The 17,451-nt window shown below is 33.8% G+C and carries 17 protein-coding genes and 1 tRNA gene; 14 read left to right on the top strand and 4 right to left on the bottom strand.

The window, feature by feature from the left end:
• Nucleotides 1-312 precede the first annotated feature (312 nt).
• The 3 genes from ODQ17_RS00270 to ODQ17_RS00260 all read left to right on the top strand — a co-directional run bounded on the left by ODQ17_RS00270 (nt 313) and on the right by ODQ17_RS00260 (nt 2,305).
• A complete protein-coding gene (locus tag ODQ17_RS00270) occupies nt 313-492 on the top strand; it encodes a hypothetical protein (RefSeq protein WP_035331443.1) in 180 nt (59 codons plus the stop codon).
• An 88-nt stretch (nt 493-580) separates the two neighbouring features.
• Nucleotides 581-1,579 (top strand): AraC family transcriptional regulator, encoded by a 999-nt coding sequence (locus tag ODQ17_RS00265; RefSeq protein WP_322900956.1) that lies wholly within the window; start codon nt 581-583, stop codon nt 1,577-1,579.
• 99 nt (nt 1,580-1,678) lie between these two features.
• Nucleotides 1,679-2,305: a sterol desaturase family protein gene (locus ODQ17_RS00260; RefSeq protein ID WP_322900954.1), complete on the top strand. Its 627-nt coding sequence runs from the start codon at nt 1,679-1,681 to the stop codon at nt 2,303-2,305.
• A 63-nt stretch (nt 2,306-2,368) separates the two neighbouring features.
• Here the strand turns inward: ODQ17_RS00260 and ODQ17_RS00255 are convergent, their stop codons facing one another.
• A complete protein-coding gene (locus ODQ17_RS00255; RefSeq protein ID WP_322900952.1) occupies nt 2,369-3,220 on the bottom strand; it encodes a LysR family transcriptional regulator in 852 nt (283 codons plus the stop codon).
• 94 nt (nt 3,221-3,314) lie between these two features.
• Between ODQ17_RS00255 and ODQ17_RS00250 the strand changes: the two genes are divergently transcribed.
• The 3 genes from ODQ17_RS00250 (at nt 3,315) to ODQ17_RS00240 (ending at nt 6,628) form a co-directional block, all read left to right on the top strand.
• Nucleotides 3,315-4,244 carry a DMT family transporter gene (locus ODQ17_RS00250; RefSeq protein ID WP_267530236.1) on the top strand — a complete coding sequence of 310 codons (930 nt, stop codon included), beginning with the start codon at nt 3,315-3,317 and terminating at the stop codon, nt 4,242-4,244.
• 243 nt (nt 4,245-4,487) lie between these two features.
• Nucleotides 4,488-4,952 carry a hypothetical protein gene (locus ODQ17_RS00245; protein WP_144730686.1) on the top strand — a complete coding sequence of 155 codons (465 nt, stop codon included), beginning with the start codon at nt 4,488-4,490 and terminating at the stop codon, nt 4,950-4,952.
• A 245-nt stretch (nt 4,953-5,197) separates the two neighbouring features.
• Nucleotides 5,198-6,628: a purine-cytosine permease family protein gene (locus ODQ17_RS00240; protein ID WP_322900949.1), complete on the top strand. Its 1,431-nt coding sequence runs from the start codon at nt 5,198-5,200 to the stop codon at nt 6,626-6,628.
• Nucleotides 6,629-6,690: 62 nt separating this feature from the next.
• Here ODQ17_RS00240 and ODQ17_RS00235 read toward each other — a convergent pair whose 3' ends face one another.
• A complete protein-coding gene (locus tag ODQ17_RS00235; protein ID WP_322900946.1) occupies nt 6,691-7,128 on the bottom strand; it encodes a PACE efflux transporter in 438 nt (145 codons plus the stop codon).
• Nucleotides 7,129-7,217: 89 nt separating this feature from the next.
• On the opposite strand from ODQ17_RS00235, the gene ODQ17_RS00230 reads away from it, so the two are divergent.
• The 4 genes from ODQ17_RS00230 to ODQ17_RS00215 all read left to right on the top strand — a co-directional run bounded on the left by ODQ17_RS00230 (nt 7,218) and on the right by ODQ17_RS00215 (nt 11,704).
• Nucleotides 7,218-8,102 (top strand): LysR family transcriptional regulator, encoded by an 885-nt coding sequence (locus ODQ17_RS00230; protein ID WP_322900944.1) that lies wholly within the window; start codon nt 7,218-7,220, stop codon nt 8,100-8,102.
• Nucleotides 8,103-9,262: 1,160 nt separating this feature from the next.
• Nucleotides 9,263-9,339 (top strand) — tRNA-Ile (locus ODQ17_RS00225).
• An 855-nt stretch (nt 9,340-10,194) separates the two neighbouring features.
• Nucleotides 10,195-10,602: a hypothetical protein gene (locus ODQ17_RS00220; RefSeq protein WP_254626059.1), complete on the top strand. Its 408-nt coding sequence runs from the start codon at nt 10,195-10,197 to the stop codon at nt 10,600-10,602.
• Nucleotides 10,603-10,987: 385 nt separating this feature from the next.
• The gene (locus ODQ17_RS00215; protein ID WP_322900941.1) at nt 10,988-11,704 is read left to right on the top strand and encodes a LuxR family transcriptional regulator; all 717 of its coding nucleotides are present in this window, start codon (nt 10,988-10,990) and stop codon (nt 11,702-11,704) included.
• A gap of 187 nt (nt 11,705-11,891) precedes the next feature.
• Here ODQ17_RS00215 and ODQ17_RS00210 read toward each other — a convergent pair whose 3' ends face one another.
• Nucleotides 11,892-12,755 carry an iron-containing redox enzyme family protein gene (locus ODQ17_RS00210; RefSeq protein ID WP_322900939.1) on the bottom strand — a complete coding sequence of 288 codons (864 nt, stop codon included), beginning with the start codon at nt 12,753-12,755 and terminating at the stop codon, nt 11,892-11,894.
• Nucleotides 12,756-13,032: 277 nt separating this feature from the next.
• Between ODQ17_RS00210 and ODQ17_RS00205 the strand changes: the two genes are divergently transcribed.
• The 3 genes from ODQ17_RS00205 to ODQ17_RS00195 all read left to right on the top strand — a co-directional run bounded on the left by ODQ17_RS00205 (nt 13,033) and on the right by ODQ17_RS00195 (nt 15,235).
• Nucleotides 13,033-13,605 (top strand): TetR/AcrR family transcriptional regulator, encoded by a 573-nt coding sequence (locus ODQ17_RS00205; protein WP_322900937.1) that lies wholly within the window; start codon nt 13,033-13,035, stop codon nt 13,603-13,605.
• Between the two features lie 173 nt (nt 13,606-13,778).
• Nucleotides 13,779-14,324 (top strand): 1-acyl-sn-glycerol-3-phosphate acyltransferase, encoded by a 546-nt coding sequence (locus ODQ17_RS00200; protein ID WP_322900935.1) that lies wholly within the window; start codon nt 13,779-13,781, stop codon nt 14,322-14,324.
• A 161-nt stretch (nt 14,325-14,485) separates the two neighbouring features.
• The gene (locus ODQ17_RS00195; RefSeq protein WP_005304550.1) at nt 14,486-15,235 is read left to right on the top strand and encodes a YebC/PmpR family DNA-binding transcriptional regulator; all 750 of its coding nucleotides are present in this window, start codon (nt 14,486-14,488) and stop codon (nt 15,233-15,235) included.
• A gap of 43 nt (nt 15,236-15,278) precedes the next feature.
• On the opposite strand, the gene ODQ17_RS00190 is transcribed toward ODQ17_RS00195, so the two are convergent.
• Nucleotides 15,279-15,749 (bottom strand): Lrp/AsnC family transcriptional regulator, encoded by a 471-nt coding sequence (locus tag ODQ17_RS00190; protein ID WP_004642558.1) that lies wholly within the window; start codon nt 15,747-15,749, stop codon nt 15,279-15,281.
• Between the two features lie 343 nt (nt 15,750-16,092).
• On the opposite strand from ODQ17_RS00190, the gene ODQ17_RS00185 reads away from it, so the two are divergent.
• Complete coding sequence (locus ODQ17_RS00185; RefSeq protein ID WP_322900931.1) at nt 16,093-17,406, top strand: DcaP family trimeric outer membrane transporter; 1,314 nt, start codon at nt 16,093-16,095, stop codon at nt 17,404-17,406.
• Nucleotides 17,407-17,451 lie beyond the last annotated feature (45 nt).

The following is a 17,451-nucleotide window of genomic DNA, read 5'->3' as shown; positions in this document are numbered from 1 at the left end:
TTCTAATAGACAACATAACATATTGTTTTAAATAAATTAAAAAAATAAATTTAATTCATGAGCACTATTTTATAGTGTTTCTAAAGAATTATCATTCTATTAATTAATAAAAACTTAATTTTAAGAAAAATTAAAATTCACTCATCGAGCCAAACAAAACAAAAATCGTTTTATTTTCATAATTTTATATCAAAAACCATAAAAATTAAAATCTTACTGAATTACATAATTTATAATAAAAAAAACATAAATAAATTTAGAATTCCCCTTCAATTGCAAATAATATCTTTAGACTTTTTATCAGAACGTAACATGCTCATTTTTTGGAAAATATTATGTATCTTATTACTAAGTCTAGGCGCTACAAGTATAGGTTTTGCGATTAGTAACATCGATTTTTTTCTTTTTTTTATAGGATTCCTTTTATTAATCTGCTTTATCTTAGCTTTAAAGCAAGCACGTGAAGATGCTGGTTTCTTTCCCGATAATTAAAATACTATGAATTTCTAGGATATATCATCAATAGTAAAATCATGATTGAATGCACCATAGAGTCTATAGGGATGGTTGTAATCAAAATATGTCAAAAAGTTCTTCAGATGCTGGAATTTTTTTGTGGATGACTTATCAGACTATGCAAAAGATGGGCTTAGATGCAGCATCTATTTTTGCAAGTGTAAATTTACCCAATCAGCCTCCCGATAAAAATATTCGTAGAGATAATTCGACTCAACAAAGGTTTTGGACAGCGGCTGAAGAAATAAGTGAAGACCCTGATATTGGCTTGCATGTAGGTAGTCAAATGCCGCCATTTAGGGGATTAGTAATTGAATATCTATTTTTGAGTAGCTCAACTTTTGGAGAAGGTTTACAGCGTACCCTAAGATATCAAGCCATACTTACAGATGTATTTGACCTAAAATTAACAATTAAGGAAGATCAAGCAATACTGTCTGGTTTTAAGCATCCCGTAAGACATTATCTTGAATGTGCCATAGGTATTTTTCTTAATTTTTTTAAATATATTACAAATAAAGAGTTCAGACCTACTCAAATTATCTTGCCTCATCAAGAAGGTGCATCAGCAGAAATATATGAGGAAATATGGAATTGCTCCGTGATTTTAGGGCAAATCGAAGGTTCTATTATTTTTCCTAGCGTACTTTTAAATAAAGCTTCACCAGCTGCTGAACCAGAATTATTAAGAATTCATGAAACGCTTGCAGAACAACAGTTAATGACTTTAGAAAAGCATCAACTCGTTTATGCTATTGAGCGTTTGCTTAGCAATGGATTACTGGAATCTGGGCATTTTGATCAAAAATTTATTGCTGAACAATTAAATCGTAACCCTCGTACCCTTCGAGCAGATTTACAAGCAATTAATATAAATTATGAGAAAATTTTAAATCAGCATCGGGAAAAACTAGCCAGACGTTTACTTGCTCACACACAAGAAACAATTGATCAAATAGTTTATCTAACTGGTTTTTCTGAACCCTCTGCTTTTACGCGAGCTTTTAAACGTTGGACTGGTGAGACTCCTAGTGCTTATCGCCAGCGTAAACAAAATAGTTAAATTGATTCTAATGACACTTATCTAGCTGCCTGTTAAGTCAAAGGGATAAAACATTCTTCTTTTACAATCATTTTAAATTGTAATTAAGAAGTTCCCAATATGCTTGGTTTTCCTGTAGGTGTTTTTGTTGCTAATGGTCTTGAATGGTACTTTCATAAAGTCTGGTTACACGAATATCCAAGTCAGTATCGTAATAGCCCATTTTTCACTCACATCGCTCATCATAAGCGCGCTCGCTTAAATGGTTTTCAAGATGAAGGTTATGCTGAATCGATGTTCAAAAATGCTGAAATTTATAATGAAAAAACAGCATTAATTGGATTAGCTGGAGCTGCTACATTTTTTTTGCCTGTCGCTCCATTTTTTACAGCTGGACTCTATTATGGCTTATGGAATTATTGGCGTGTACATTCAAAAGCACATTTAGATTCAGAATATGCAAAAAAACGTATTCCTTGGCACTATGATCATCACATGACAAGTAATCAAAATGCTAATTGGTGCGTTACTAAACCTTGGTTTGACTATATTATGGGAACTAGAGTCACTACCGAAGTGTCTAAAACCGAGACCAATCCACTTGGTATTAAATTACCAAAGTTTTTAGAAAAACCAATTAATTTTACTGCTAGACGTATACTCACCAAATCCTATGCCAAAATTGATTCAAATTCTGTTCAGGATCAATCTAATTTACGCAACGGAATAGAAGTCAGTTTAACCTAAATATATCAAAATAAAAAAGCTGCGGACTCCAGCAGCTTTTTATATAAATCGATAGTTAACAGCTTAAACTTTAAAAGGCTCAAAACAAGATACAAGAAAATCCATTACTACTCTTATTGCTGGACTGTGCCGTAAATCTTCATGTGTAACTAACCAAATTTCAGCACTCATCGGATGATCATCTTGTAATCTAACTAAATTACTAAGAGCGCCTAAAAAATCCGGTAAGACCGCTAATCCCACTTCTCCACATGCAGCTCTCCACTGTAACTCGGGATGGTTGGTCACCATTATGGGTTCTTTATAATTTAATCTTTCTTTTAGTTTTTGCTGTTTTTGACCATGTACTCCCCCTACTTCTACACTAATCCATTCATAATTTTCAGGAGCCGTTGAAGCCAAATAATTTGGACCCGCATATATTCCAAAAGGAATTTCACCTACTTTACGAGCTACTAAATTTTCATCTTTAGGACGGCCAAATCTTACCGCAATATCAGCCTCACTATGCTGTAAAGAAACATAATGAACATCACCGAGCACGCGCAATTTTAATTGAGGATAATGTCGATAAAATCTGCCCAGATGAGGCATGATGAGATGTGCCGCAGTTAAAGGAGGCATACTAATAGAAACACTTCCCATCACTTCTTGCTGACCAGCCTGAGTTAAACGTTCAATAGAAAAAGTTTCTTCCATCATACGAGCAACCACTTGCGCAAGGCGTTCACCATCAGGGGTTAGGATGTAGGTGCGTGGTCTACGATCAACTAATTTAAGTTTTAAGTTTTGTTCTAGCTGGGCAATTCTTCTAGATACAGTTGCATGATCTACTCCCAATTTTCGAGCAGCCGCTGACAGTGACTTTTCTTCTGTAAAAACTGAAAAGTAATGTAAATTTTCCCAATCAATCATTGTGCAAATTTTCACATTAGAAGTGTATTAATATGGAATTGTACACCTTTATATAATTGCCCAGAATAAAACCTTTCTTGATGGGAGCCTGTCCATGAACAGAACGGTGGCTTATGCCTATGCTGGTGTTGTCTTAACAATGTTTTTTTGGGGATCAGCATTTAATGCAATGTCTTATATCATTCAACATATGCCTCCGCTATCTGCTGCATCTGAACGGTTTTCAATTGCAAGCCTAGGCTTACTTCTGATCTTTTCAATAACAGGCCAACTAAGATGGTCAGCTTTAAGCCAGAATTTAGTTATCTACCTTGTGATTGGGGTAATTGGAATTGCAGGCTTCAACATAGGCTGTTTTTATGGCTTAAAAACGACATCTGCCGTGAACGGTGCTTTAATTATGGCAACTACACCGTTAATGACCCTATTAATGACAATAATGCTAGATGGTGAAAAGCTTACCACTAGTAAATTTTTAGGCGTTTTATTTGGCTTAAGTGGCGTATTACTTGTGATTAGTCAGGGCCATATAACAACTTTACTTCATCTCAAAATAGACATTGGAGATCTATTTATATTATTAGGTGCATTTGGATTTTGTTTCGCAAATGTACTGTCTCGTCGTTATGTAAAAAATGCTACGCCGCTAGAAACAACAACTTTTTCTATGATGTTTGGAGCAATAACACTTGGTTTGTTGAGTATGATATTTGAAAATCCTCTTTCAGCCATTGCATCTGCACCTGTAAATGCACATTTAGCCATGGGATATGTGGTTATCTGCTCTACCATGATTGCTTATTTATTCTGGTTTAATGGCATACAAAAATTAGGTGCTGGCCGCGCTTCGGTATTTTTTAACTTTGTACCAGTGTTCAGTATGATAATTGCTCTGCTTGCTGGGCAGACGCTTAATATCTGGCAGTTAGTAGGAACAGGTTTGGTGATGCTTGGTGTCATGAGTAGCGGAGGTTTTTTAAAAATTAAAAGTACTCCACTTATGGCAAAACATTGTACAAAATAAGAAATATGCTGCTACATTAAAATCTACTATTAATATGTAGCAGCATTTTCAAATATAAAATACAAAATCACCTCCCGACAATCTCTTTAAGTTCCTATATTTTCGAAAACATTTTTTACATTTTTGAAGTTTTATACAAAAGCTCATCTTAATTATTCCGTTGTAACAAATACTGTATGTTTCTTTAAAACTTAATAAAAGATTGCCATATATAGTTTTAAAACAACCAAAGGAGATATTAAAATGAAGCTGGATTTTACAACTATTGAAAAGCAAGCCAAATTGCTACAAGAAGAACAAGAAAAGATCGAGCAACGAGATCATGAATTTCAAGTTGCTTTAGATAAACACCGAGAATCCCTAAAGAGTTTATTTAAAGATCTTTTCTCTGACCGAGAAGTTAAGACAGAAAATGGAGGCCACTTTTGTGTAAATTTTGGTGATTTCAAAATTTCTTTGTTGATTGAAACTGCTAAATTTGAAAATGGTGTTCCTGTAAAATTAAATTCGGTAAATCCTGTTATTATTAAATGCAAGAAAGATAAGCCCATTGCAAAAGCCCAGTTTACTGATGCAACACAATATCTAGATAACCATTTAGAAACTCCAAATTATCAATATTATTTTAAGCAAGAAGATAAAACCCAACTCGTGCAATTTTCTGAACTTCCTACTTATTTCCAAATCGTTTTAGATGCAAACGCATAAAGTTGAGCCCTCTATAGAGGGCTTTTTTATATATTATTTTTCCATTATTTAACTTCTTAAAAAATAAATTCGTCAAATACTTTTTCTATTTATCTATGAATTATTTAAGCCACTTTTAGCTTTTACAGACTCAAAAATTGTTTGATTATTTTTTAAATTACTTGTATATACATGTTTGTATTTGTTTGTACAAATGTTGACTTAATAAAAATAGAGTGGACTCTTAAAAGGACAAGGAGAGTGTAATGGGCTCATCGGCTGAGAAACCAAATAGTAGTTTTATTGAAAACCGAAGTATTGACTTTATTCCAGAAAATGAAAGACATGGCGGAGTATTTGCTCAATTCACCCTCTGGTTTGGTGCTAATTTACAAATCACAGCAATTGTGACGGGTGCGCTAGCAGTTGTATTAGGCGGGGATGTTTTTTGGTCTATTATTGGTTTATTCGTGGGACAATGTTTTGGTGCTGCCGTTATGGCACTACATGCTGCCCAAGGTCCTAAACTTGGCCTTCCTCAAATGATTTCAAGCCGTGTGCAATTTGGGGTATATGGTGCTTGTATTCCAATCATACTTGTTTGCCTCATGTATATTGGCTTTACCGCAACTGGAGAGGTGTTGGCTGGTAAAGCAATTGCACATCTCGCACATGTCAGCAATACAACTGGTATCTTAATTTACGCATGTTTAATCATTATATTTGCAACGATTGGATATCGTTTAATTCATTTGGTAGGCAAAGTAGCCAGTATTATTGGTTTGATCGCTTTTGTGATTATTTTGACTCAAATTTTAGCACTTTCTGATTTATCAGAACTCTTAGCAATACGTCATTTCAGTTGGTCTTCATTTTTGTTAGCAGTTTCACTTTCTGCTTCTTGGCAAATCTCTTTTGGGCCTTATGTTGCAGACTACTCCCGTTACCTTCCAACTAAAACATCTTCATCTCGTGTATTTTGGGCCGTTGGCTTAGGTTCTCTATTGGGTTCACAAATTTCCATGAGCTTAGGTGTTTTGATTGCTCAGGTTGCAAACGGCAATTTTGTCGGAAATGAAGTTCAATATGTTGTGGGTATGAACCCAATTGCCCTCGTCGTGACCTTTTTATATTTTAGTATCGCTTTTGGCAAAGTTACTCTGACAACCTTAAATGCTTACGGTAGTTTTATGTGCATTGCTACGGTTTGGAATAGTTTCAAATCGACAAATCAAATCTCAAAAATAACAAGATTACTCATTGTCCTTGCTATGGTTGTGATTTCAACATTTATTGCAATTATAGGTGAACATACTTTTTTAAGCGCTTTTAAAGCATTTATTTTGTTTTTACTTACCTTCTTTATTCCATGGAGTGCTATTAATCTGGTTGATTACTACTTTATCTCTAAAGAAGAATGTGATGTAGATGCGCTCTATGATCCAAATGGCAAGTATGGCCGTTGGAATCGAATTGGTATCACCTGCTACTTTCTAGGTATTTTGATCCAACTGCCTTTTATTGATAGTAAATTTTATACGGGACAAATTGCTGCAATGTTAGGAGGGATCGACTTATCATGGCTGGTAGGACTTATTTCTACAGCGGTGATTTATTATATTTTCGCCAAGAAAGCTCAACTTAAGTTTTCAAAGCAGTTAGTCATTGATCAAATCAAATCAAATCAAATCAAATAATTAAACTAGAGATAAGCTATCAAAGTCACACACCTTGATAGCTTATTAAGCTGATTTAGTGACTATTCTTTCAATGCTTTAGCTTGTGCCGAAACAGGCAATCCAAATAACTTATCAAAGCTCCAATTAAATATAAAAGTATAGATAGGAATAATGATAATAAAAGCCACATCTAACCAAAAAGCAGCAACTAGAGAAATATCCATCCACCATGCAATAAGCGGTATCAAGAACAGAACTAAAGTCAGCTGAAAACCAATAGCATGTCCAACTCTACGCTTAACTGTACGAACATTACTGCTTTGTCTAGCCTCCCACTTCTCATATAAAATATTGTAGATAAAATTCCAAGTTACAGCGATGGTCGTAATCATGACAGAGAGTGGTCCTGTATGTTCAAGACTATCACCTGCTAAAATCGCTAAACCTACTGATGAAATAATCATTCCGATGACTTCATAAGAAGAAACATAGACAATTCTTCGCTTTACACCTTGCATAATAGGCAAACTCTAATTAATTTTTTATATTTTAATTTCAGTCAAAATCATATATAAAGTTAATAGCTTTCAGTTCTACTGATATCAAAATGAATTTTAACAGCGAAATTATTGAACTCTTTATTACGGTACTAGATACAGGCTCTTTCTCTGCGGCCGCCCGTAAACTAAATCGAGTACCCTCAGCAGTCAGTATGGCGGTTGCTAATCTAGAAGCAGAATTGGGTTACACCTTATTTGAACGTACTCCACGCAAAGTCATTCCTACACCTACCGCATTAGCTTTGGAACCTCAAGCACGAATTATTTCTGAACAACTTAGACTATTTAGTACTCATGCTCATGAACTTTCTTTAGGACTAGAGAGTAAATTACGTATTGGTGTAGTCTCAGATGTAAATACAAAACTATTATTTTCTTCAATAAAGAAGTTAGCTGATAAATTCCCCTTACTAAATATAGAGGTTATTACTGCACCTCAAGATGACATTCTTAATTTACTTTATAGGGAAGAAATTAGTCTTTGCTTAGCTGGTTCAGACCTCAATATAAAAATGCGTGAGAATCTGCAATTAGTAATGACTGAAACAGTCGTTGCTACTATCTCGTCTAGTCATGCTCTTCTACAAGGAAAAACAAAACATTTTTCTATTGAAGAGTTAATTAATATTAGGCAAATTGTAGTGGCGAGTAGCGACCATGAAATGACAGATTCTCGATCAATTATTGGTGCTATGTACTGGAAAACCAATAGTCTACAAACAGCAATTAATATGGTTGAAGCAGGACTCGGTTGGGGAAATTTCCCGTTATCATTAGTACAAGAAAAAATTGCTCAAGGTCATTTAGTTCTTTTAGATTTTAAAAATACTAAAAATCATTTACCTCTATCCATTTACTTAATTTGGCTTCAAGACCGCCCCTTATCTAAAGCGGCTCGAGAATTCATTCAGATTATTCAAGAAAACTTATAATTTCTTATACTGTAGCTCTGAGCACACATGATCTTTCTATAGTTTTATTTCTAATTATATACTTACTTTTAAAATTCAGATTATTGCTCTTTCCTATTTCCTCTATATTACAAAAAGCAAGAAGCCTACTTTAAAAAGCAGGCTTCTTACTGTATTTCAGGACTAAGCAATAGTTTTTTATTTTGGAAAAATACATTTGTACTTTATTAAAACCTAGCATTTTAGTCAAGAATAAATTCAATAAAATACAATCATTTGTATTGAGCGTGAAAGTAGTCACACTTTAAGTTTTGTATAGAAAACACATGAGAAAAAGAAAGAAATTTCAATTAAAAAATTTCCAATTCTCCCACTAAAAGTTCTAATTTTTTAATAAAATCAGATAAAGGTCTTAATTTTAAGGAAGCTCACTTTACTCCCTTATTTTTGTATTTCCTCGTTAAAGCTTATGGATTTTTTCCCTATGCCCTGAACAAAATTAATTTCATAAATATTATCTTTGTATTATTAGTTTTTGAATATTAATTAAAAATATCTGATTTCGATCAGTTAAAAACCTACTTATCTTAATAAGATTTATTACAGTTTCTATTAATTTTCAAATAATAATTTAGATTAGAATTTTAGTATGATAATAAATATATCACTCTATTAAGTTGCACGTTTTTCTAAATATTTAGTGCAGATAAAATACTTCTTAAATTAAGTTTATTTAGAATATTTTATAATCTTTATTAAAAAAATATTTATAAATTCTGTGTAAGACATAAATGTATAAATTATGTTTGTAATCTTTTTTAGCAAACCTATATTGATCATGTTTTAAGCAAAACTTAATCAACCCATAATTTGATTACTTTTCAAACAGAAGATGTTTTAAAAGAAATTGACTATTCGAACTGATAATTAACTAAAACCCAATCACTATAAACTTCTGACTGGCATAAGTTCTAATTGATCGATAAATAACTAAGTTCACTTTACTCAGGGAGTACTCCTACGCTAGAATCACTCTCGCTCGTAATATTTAACCAAAATAACACAATATTTTTTAGGTCTAGTATGTGCCTAATTTAGAAAATGACTTGTGTTTGATTAAAAAATTGATTAGTATTGCACGCACTGAAAGGCCTTGAGATTTAAAGCTTTTCTGACTTATAGGGCCTATAGCTCAGTTGGTTAGAGCAGCGGACTCATAATCCGTTGGTCCCGTGTTCAAGTCACGGTGGGCCCACCAAATACAAACCTCATAAACTAAAAAGTTTATGGGGTTTTTTAATGTATTTTTTTCAGACTATCAGACGCTCTCATCTATTTTATAGTCCATCCATTCCATAATTTTTTGGTTTTTATCCTTCATTTAATCTTTTTGAGCACTTTGCCTTTCTTCTCAGCATAAGATGAATCTTCTGTCATCCAAACCATTAACACTTAAAATGAAAGAAAAACAATCAGACTTGGTAAATCTAAGTTTCTTCTATTTGAACTCTTCTCCTATTAGGACAAGGGTTTTCAGAAAGTGATCTGGAACTATGGGCACATTATAGATAATAAGATTATCTATATTTAATCTCGCTATAAATTCTCTAAAGTTACTAACATATCTTCTGAATATGGTTCAAGAATTTATCACTTAAAATAACCACTCATGATGAGTGTGCTAATTTATTTTATTATCTAGCAAGGTTGCATCTTATAGCTTAAAACTCAAATTTGTTTGTTTTTAAATCAAGTTTTCTTAGAGCCTAGTATAACTCATCGAGAAAAATAAAAGTGCTAAGTGCATCACAGCCTAAAAAATATACCTATTCTTAAACCTTCGACAAGTTTTAGGTATTCATCCCTTCAAAGCTCAAAACATCATTCTTGCTTAAAAACTGTAAAAACTTACAGTTATTTCCTTTTAAAAAAACCAATACATTTTGACTAAATAATAGGCAGATGTATGGATATGCAAGAACGTAGAAATACATCCACCTCAAAGAAATCATCCCATATTGGGGTGGCTGTGGATTCCAGAAACCACGAAAAATAAATGGGGCAAATTTCGGAAAAGCCAGATGAGTACGAATATTTAAAAGGAAGTATTAAAATGAGCAAATGTCAATGTGAAAAAGACGTGATTCCTGACTACACAAAAGTCGGTTTTGAAACTCAACCTGCAAACGCTAATTTAACAAGTGAAAATACCAACTTAACAACTGAAAATAATATAACTGTAGAAGGTCTCAAAAGCCAACTAAATTCAGCTGGAGTTCAAGCACTAAATCTTCAGGCTTGTGTTTCAGCTTCTTACGATCCGACAACAAACAAAATATGTTTCAGCTTCCCAATCATTGGGCAAATTTGCTTCCCATCTCCTATCAGTATTCCAGTTGGTGCAACACTAAAAGTCTGCGGCGATCTTTGCACGTCATGGGGTATCCCTACTGGTTTAAAAATTACTCTCTATCTTAATGACAACCCTGTTTGGTCTGGTGTTGTTTGGGGTTCTTGTTAAATCTAATTAATTGCATCAATCTGTTGCACTCTGTATTCCTAGTGCAACAGATTCCTCACTTTTTTCATCAACCATATTTATAGCTGCAAGATAAGGGCCTTTAAATTCCTGCTGATAGACAGCACTTGTTCATACGTAAAAACTTATAATTTAGTTAGAGCTCAATGATAAAGATAATGTCGATTTACTACACATTTTCTGACTTATCAAACTCTTAACAAAAAATATGAGCTTAAGTCGCCACGCTAACGACTAGTCCTACATTTTTCCGATTAATCAATTAATTTCAAAAAATTGCAGTTATAAAAAACCACCTCAGGGAATACCTGATTATAAGAATCGAATACTTTTAATAAAATTTATGCATTAAAGACAAGGGGAAAACATGGAAAATTGGCAAGAAGATTTGCTTTCTGCATCTTTAGATGCAAAAGATACGAATCAGCTATTTGATATCGCTAAATCCATTAGCGCACAACTTGGATATAGCTATTGTGCTTATGGCATGCATATCCCTCTCTCTATTGCTCAACCTAAAACAATCTTGTTGAATAATTATCCTGAAGAATGGCAACAACGTTATGCTGAGCGTCACTACGTAGCTATCGACCCAACAGTACGACATTGCCTAAACTCATTGAAACCACTGATTTGGTCTAGCCAAACAGCAAATAAGCAATTACCAAGCGATTTTTGGGATGAAGCACAATCATACGGTCTAGATGTTGGCTGGTCCCAATCATGTCGAGATTTAATTGGTACACAAGGCATGCTCACACTTGCCAGATCAGCCGATCTAATTTCTGAACAGGAACAAAAATCACTATCCACAAAAATGTTTTGGCTTGCTCAAATGTTGCACAATAGTATTGCCAAAATTGTGAATGACAGAGAGTGTGCAGTTTTAAACCTTAAGTTATCTACCAGAGAAAAAGAGGTATTGCGTTGGAGTGCTGAAGGAAAAACTGCTTCAGAAATTGCACTAATTCTATCTATCAGTGAGAGAACCGTGACTTTCCATATGATGAATGCAATGCAAAAACTCAATGTAAACAATAAAATTTCGGCAGTCATTCGCGCAGTAATGCTGGGATTATTATAAATCTGCATAGAAAGCACTTTAGATATCAGCAACCTAATATAAAAACAACACTTTAAAAATAAAGGGCATGCCGATTTTTGTATTGTTCATTTAAACTTTAAAAATCTTTTCCTATTTCCATATTTTGAGGATTCTTTTCAGTATTTATGATTGTTATAAATTATTGAATTATTTATTCGTCATGTTCTTAAGCCAAACTCTGTTTAGGAATTGACTCTAAGTTTTCTATTTGAGCATCCCAAAATTTTTCCCATAAATCACAATACTCTAAGCATAACTTTTCGATATAGTTATAATCTTCTTCTGTACAAGCTTGCATCAAGACATACCATAAGTCTTCCTCATGATCATCATCTGCGGCTTCGGCACTTTCATCTTCAGAAATACCATGCACATGATAATAACCACCACCCTCTACCTCTAAACCTACAGCTTTAGTCGCTTTACGTAACGGTGGGCTATAAAGAATCACCTCTTCTTCTGCGACTGCTAATAAGGCTGAAACAGCTTTATAGTCATCATAAGCATTTTCTAAAAACACTCTAACTTGATCTGCAATTTCAGTCGGCTGATAAGTCAAACGATCTTGTTCCGTAATACCGAAATCATTTAATACATCTTCAAATAAAGGATAGTGAGCATATTCAGGATTTCCCTGATAATAACCATCTTTGTCTAAACCTGGACGAAATCCAAACTCATCAAAAATATTTAGGCTCAAAAGAAAGCGCGGAAACATTTTCGCACCAGCATGCAATCTTGGCTCTAGTTGTTTAGTTTGAAATTGGGCCATGAGCAATGCATCAGTAAAAGTTTGTACAATTGCATGGCGATATTCTAAATGTATTTTTTTTAAATTTTCTTTATTAATTTCTCCGTTATTTAAAATATCAATTGCAGGATGATGTGACACCGCATGTTTAGCAATTTTTTCTCTTAATTGGGTCAAAAAGTCTGAATTTTTTTCCCATAGTTCAGTAGAAATGCTTTGCTTCATCCCTGCGAGTGCTTTCTTTCTAGGATTATTAAAATTCTCAAATTTCTTAGGCATATCTACTCTCATTAAACTTATTGAAGCCTGATCGATTTTTACATATTTTATTATAAAAACAATGACTTAAATTAATATTTAAATATGTTCCCTTATCAATCCATATTAGAATTAAAATCGTACGAAATCAAATAGAAAATTAAAAAAAACTTATGTTAATGATTATCATTATCACAATATCAACTTGAATCCAATCCCTTTTTTTATTATGATCATTGATATTAAAATTTTAATTTTTCGATTAAGTTATAATTAGTTCTAACTATATGGAATAGTAATGTCAAAAAAAGAAGATATTATAAATACTGCTTTAAATTTATTTAATCAGATTGGCTACAATGCAACTGGTGTTGACCGTATTATTGCTGAATCTAATGTTGCAAAGATGACCTTTTATAAATATTTTCCTTCAAAAGAAAATTTAATTATGGAGTGTTTGCAACATAGAAACTTAAATATTCAAAATTCAATTAATGAACAATTAAGTTTACGTCAAGATGCTAACCCGCTTGAGAAAATTCATATTATTTTTAATTGGTATATTGAATGGATCAATAGCGAAACATTTAATGGATGCTTATTTAAAAAAGCATTTATTGAAGTATCTAAACAATATACTTCAATTCGTGAACCATTTTACGAGTATACAAAGTGGTTAACTCATTTACTACAAGACCAGCTCACTCAATTAGGTATTGAAAACCCCACTCCCCTTACTCATATTATTATTTCTATTATTGATGGGATGATTATTGATGGAACAACAGATAAAAAACTAATTAACGCTGAAAAAATTTGGCAGTATATTGAGTTTTTAATTAATGAAGAAATACCTCAACAAGTTTCGTAATTTTAAAATTATCTAAGTTTATTATGTTTAAAGAAAAATAAAAAAGAACTTTTTAAATCTTCAAGCTTAGATAATCTTCATTTTTAATTGGCTACTTTAGCTTTCATAATTTTTCTAGGCTTTTTTACAAACTCATATTAGAATCCTGCAAATTTATCACCTTGCACTGATCTATGAAAAAATTTCTAGCTAACTCTATCTTTAAAGCTGCTGGTTGGACCTATAATGTAGATCCCAAAATTCTTGAAAAAAAACAAGTTATTATTGGATTTGAACATACCTCAAATCTAGATGCAGTGCTCTCTATTGCTCTCTTCCAAATTTTAGACATTAAAATTCATACTTTAATAAAGAAAGAACTTTTTAAGGGTCCTTTTAAACCATTTTTAGAAAAACTTGGTGGTATTCCCGTTGACCGCAAAGCGAGTAAAGATATTGTTTCTCAAATGGTTGAACAATTTCAAACTCATGAAACTTTTAACTTAGTGATTGCTCCTGAAGCTACTCGTGCGAAAGATGGCTCAGAACGTAAACCTATCCGTACAGGTTTTTGGCATATTGCGAAAGCCGCTAATGTTCCAATTGTACTCATGTATGCCAATGCCCGAAGCAAACAAGGCGGAATTCTAGGCAAAATTTACCCAACAGACTTACAAAAAGATCTGGAAACGATTAAAGAGCTATATGCGAAATTTGACATAGATGTCAAAATTAACTAGATCAAATTGGATTTGATTCGGCCTGATCTCACTCATTAGGCCTTAAGGTTATTATTCTTATTCAATTGGCTAACAAAACGCAGGGCAATAGTTTTCAACAAAACCAAGCCTATGCTAATATTCCAGCACTTTTGCATTTTCTTTTTTTGGAGTTCACGTCCATGGCGGGTCATTCTAAATGGGCCAATATTAAGCATCGTAAAGCGAAACAAGATGCAAGTCGCGGTAAAGTTTTTACTAAATATATTCGTGAAATTGTGACTGCTGCCAAACTTGGTGGTGGAGATGCTGCTAGTAACCCTCGTTTGCGTGCAGTAGTTGAAAAAGCACTTTCAGTTAATATGACACGTGACACCATCAACCGTGCAATCCAACGTGGTGCCGGTGGTGAAGATAATGATGATTTAAAAGAAGTAACTTACGAAGGTTATGGTGTTGGCGGTGTTGCTGTTCTTGTTGAGACAATGACCGATAACTTAAACCGTACAGTACCAGATGTACGTCACTGTTTTAGCAAGACAAATGGTAACCTAGGAACTGCGGGTTCTGTCGCTTATCTATTTACTAAACGTGGTGAAATTACTTTTGAAGATGTTTCTTTAGAAGACAAAATCATGGAAATTGCTTTAGAAGCTGGCGCTGAAGATATTGAAGTTTCAGAAGATGAAATTTTGGTAATCACTTCACCAGAAACTTTTGGTGAAGTTCAAGATGCTCTAACTGCTGCTGGTTTAAAATCTGACAACGCAGAAGTTGTTATGAGTCCATCAACTAAAGCTGAAATTACTGATGTCGACCAAGCAAAACAAATTCTTAAAATGATTGATATGTTTGAAGATCTTGATGATGTACAAAACGTTTATACAAACGTTGAGTTCACAGATGAGGTTTTGGCTCAACTTGATGCCTAAATCAAACATTTGAATAAAAAACGCACCTAATGGTGCGTTTTTTTTATAGTTTATTGAGTAAGTTATAGCAGTTAAAAACATTATATTTTTTAATCACAAAGCTGGAATGCAGTGCGACAACATTATCAATTTTTCCAATACGTCTTAATAAAATTTCACTGTAGTCATCCATGTTACGTGCTACAAGTTCTAAAATAAAATCGGCACTTTGCCCTGTCACAAGAAAGGCATTGGTTACTTCTGGAATTGCTTCTATTTCAGAAAGAAACTTATCAAATGTTTCGGTGTCATGCTTACTCAATGAAACTTGCAATAAGATGTGTAAGGTAAATCCAAGTTTACTAAAATTAATTTCCCTTTTGAGCTGCCCCATAACGTTGGCTTCAATCAGATGCTTAATCCGGCGATGCACAGAACTGACTGACAGATTGATCCGTTCTGAAAGTTCATTCAAATTTAAGTCTTCATGAGACAAAATTTCTAGAATTTGTTTATCAAAACGATCTAACTCCATTGTTATCTCCAGCCAGAATTTTACAGTAAGGACAGTATACCCTATACAACTCACCTGCATTTAAAATACAAAGGTTTAAAAATAGCTAATACGTTTAATTCTTTTACACATTTTATTGCAGAAGTGCATTTTAACCGTGCAAATAATGGAACATATGGCGCATTTTAGAAAGCCGATTTCATGCTCTTATTTATTTTTTTCAATATAAGATCTTACTCGCCCCATTATTTACACATAGACCAATGATAATTATAGAGATTTTACTTTTTTCTAAATTCTTAAAGTTGGCATTATTATTGTTATGTATTTGCAGGAAAATTTTTATCCATGTCGGGGAGTTCCTGTGAATAAGATCAAAACACTCGTGCTAGCAATGAGTTCTTTAGGCGTAATTAGCGTGACGATGCCTGTGCATGCCGCTACAGATGCTGAAGTTAACGCCTTACGTGATGAAGTAAAAGAGTTAAAACAACTCGTCCAGAAACTATCTGATCAACAAAAAACAGTTTTATCGGTTAGTGCTCCAGCAACAATTCCCGTAACACCAGCTACCCCTATACCTCCTGTATCAAAACCAGGTTGGATGGCTATGGCGGATGGGCAAACCCAAGTTAAGCTTTATGGTAGTGTCCGCGCAGATGCAACCTATGACTTTAAAGGTTCAAATGGTAGCATTTCAAATGGCGCCAACTATCCATTAAATAAAGATGATCCGAAACAAGACTCACTAAATGTATCTGCCGCAACTTCAAGAATTGGTCTAGACATTACTCGACCTACTCAGTACGGAGATTTAATCGGAAAAATTGAAGCCGATTTCATGGGCGGAAATGGCGATAATGGTAATGGTACCTTCCGTGTTCGCCATGCTTATATGTCTTTAGGAAAATGGTTAGCTGGTCAAACGACCTCACCTTTTGTAAATACCGATACATCACCAGAAACAGTAGATTTTAATGGTGCTATTGGTACAGGTACTACGCGTACAGTACAGGTTAGATACACTCAGCCAATTAATGCACAACAGAAAATATTAGTTGCCTTAGAAGGTGGTGATGTTGAGAAAGCTGGGAATGCTGCCGGTGGAAGCCGCTTTCCTGCTTTAACAGCACGATATGATTTCAAAACTACAGATAATAAAGGCCTATTACAGTTACATGGTCTTGCCCATGAAAACCGTGTAGCTCCCAAAGATAGTACTTCTGAAGAAAAATTTGGTTGGGGTGTCGGCGTTGGTGGTAAATATGATTTAACGCCTCAAGATAGCTTGGTTGCTAATTACTATCATGTTAAAGGAGATGGCCGCTATTTACTTTATAGCAACTCAGCTTATGCCTATGACACAACAACTCAGGATATTAATTTAGGTGAATTTGATAGTGCCGTTATTGGCTATCAACGGAAATGGAGCCCTATCCTCCGCTCTACTTTTGCAATAGGCGGTATTCAATACAAAGATGATAGCATCTATGCAAATAGCAATTTAATCAGCACCAGCTATAACAAAGAAACTTATAATGCCTTGGTCAATTTAATCTGGAATCCGGTTAAAAATATTGATTTAGGTGCAGAATATACATATGGCCAACGAGAAACTTTCGCAGGCGATAAGGGTGATTACTCTCGCGTCAATTTATTAGCAAAATATAGTTTCTAAAAATTGGATGTAAAAAAAGAGCCTTTTTAAAGGCTCTTTTTTTAT

It is taken from the genome of Acinetobacter sp. IRS14, assembly GCF_034650275.1.
Taxonomy (GTDB): domain Bacteria; phylum Pseudomonadota; class Gammaproteobacteria; order Pseudomonadales; family Moraxellaceae; genus Acinetobacter; species Acinetobacter oleivorans.
This window is presented reverse-complemented; position numbering and strand designations above follow the sequence as displayed.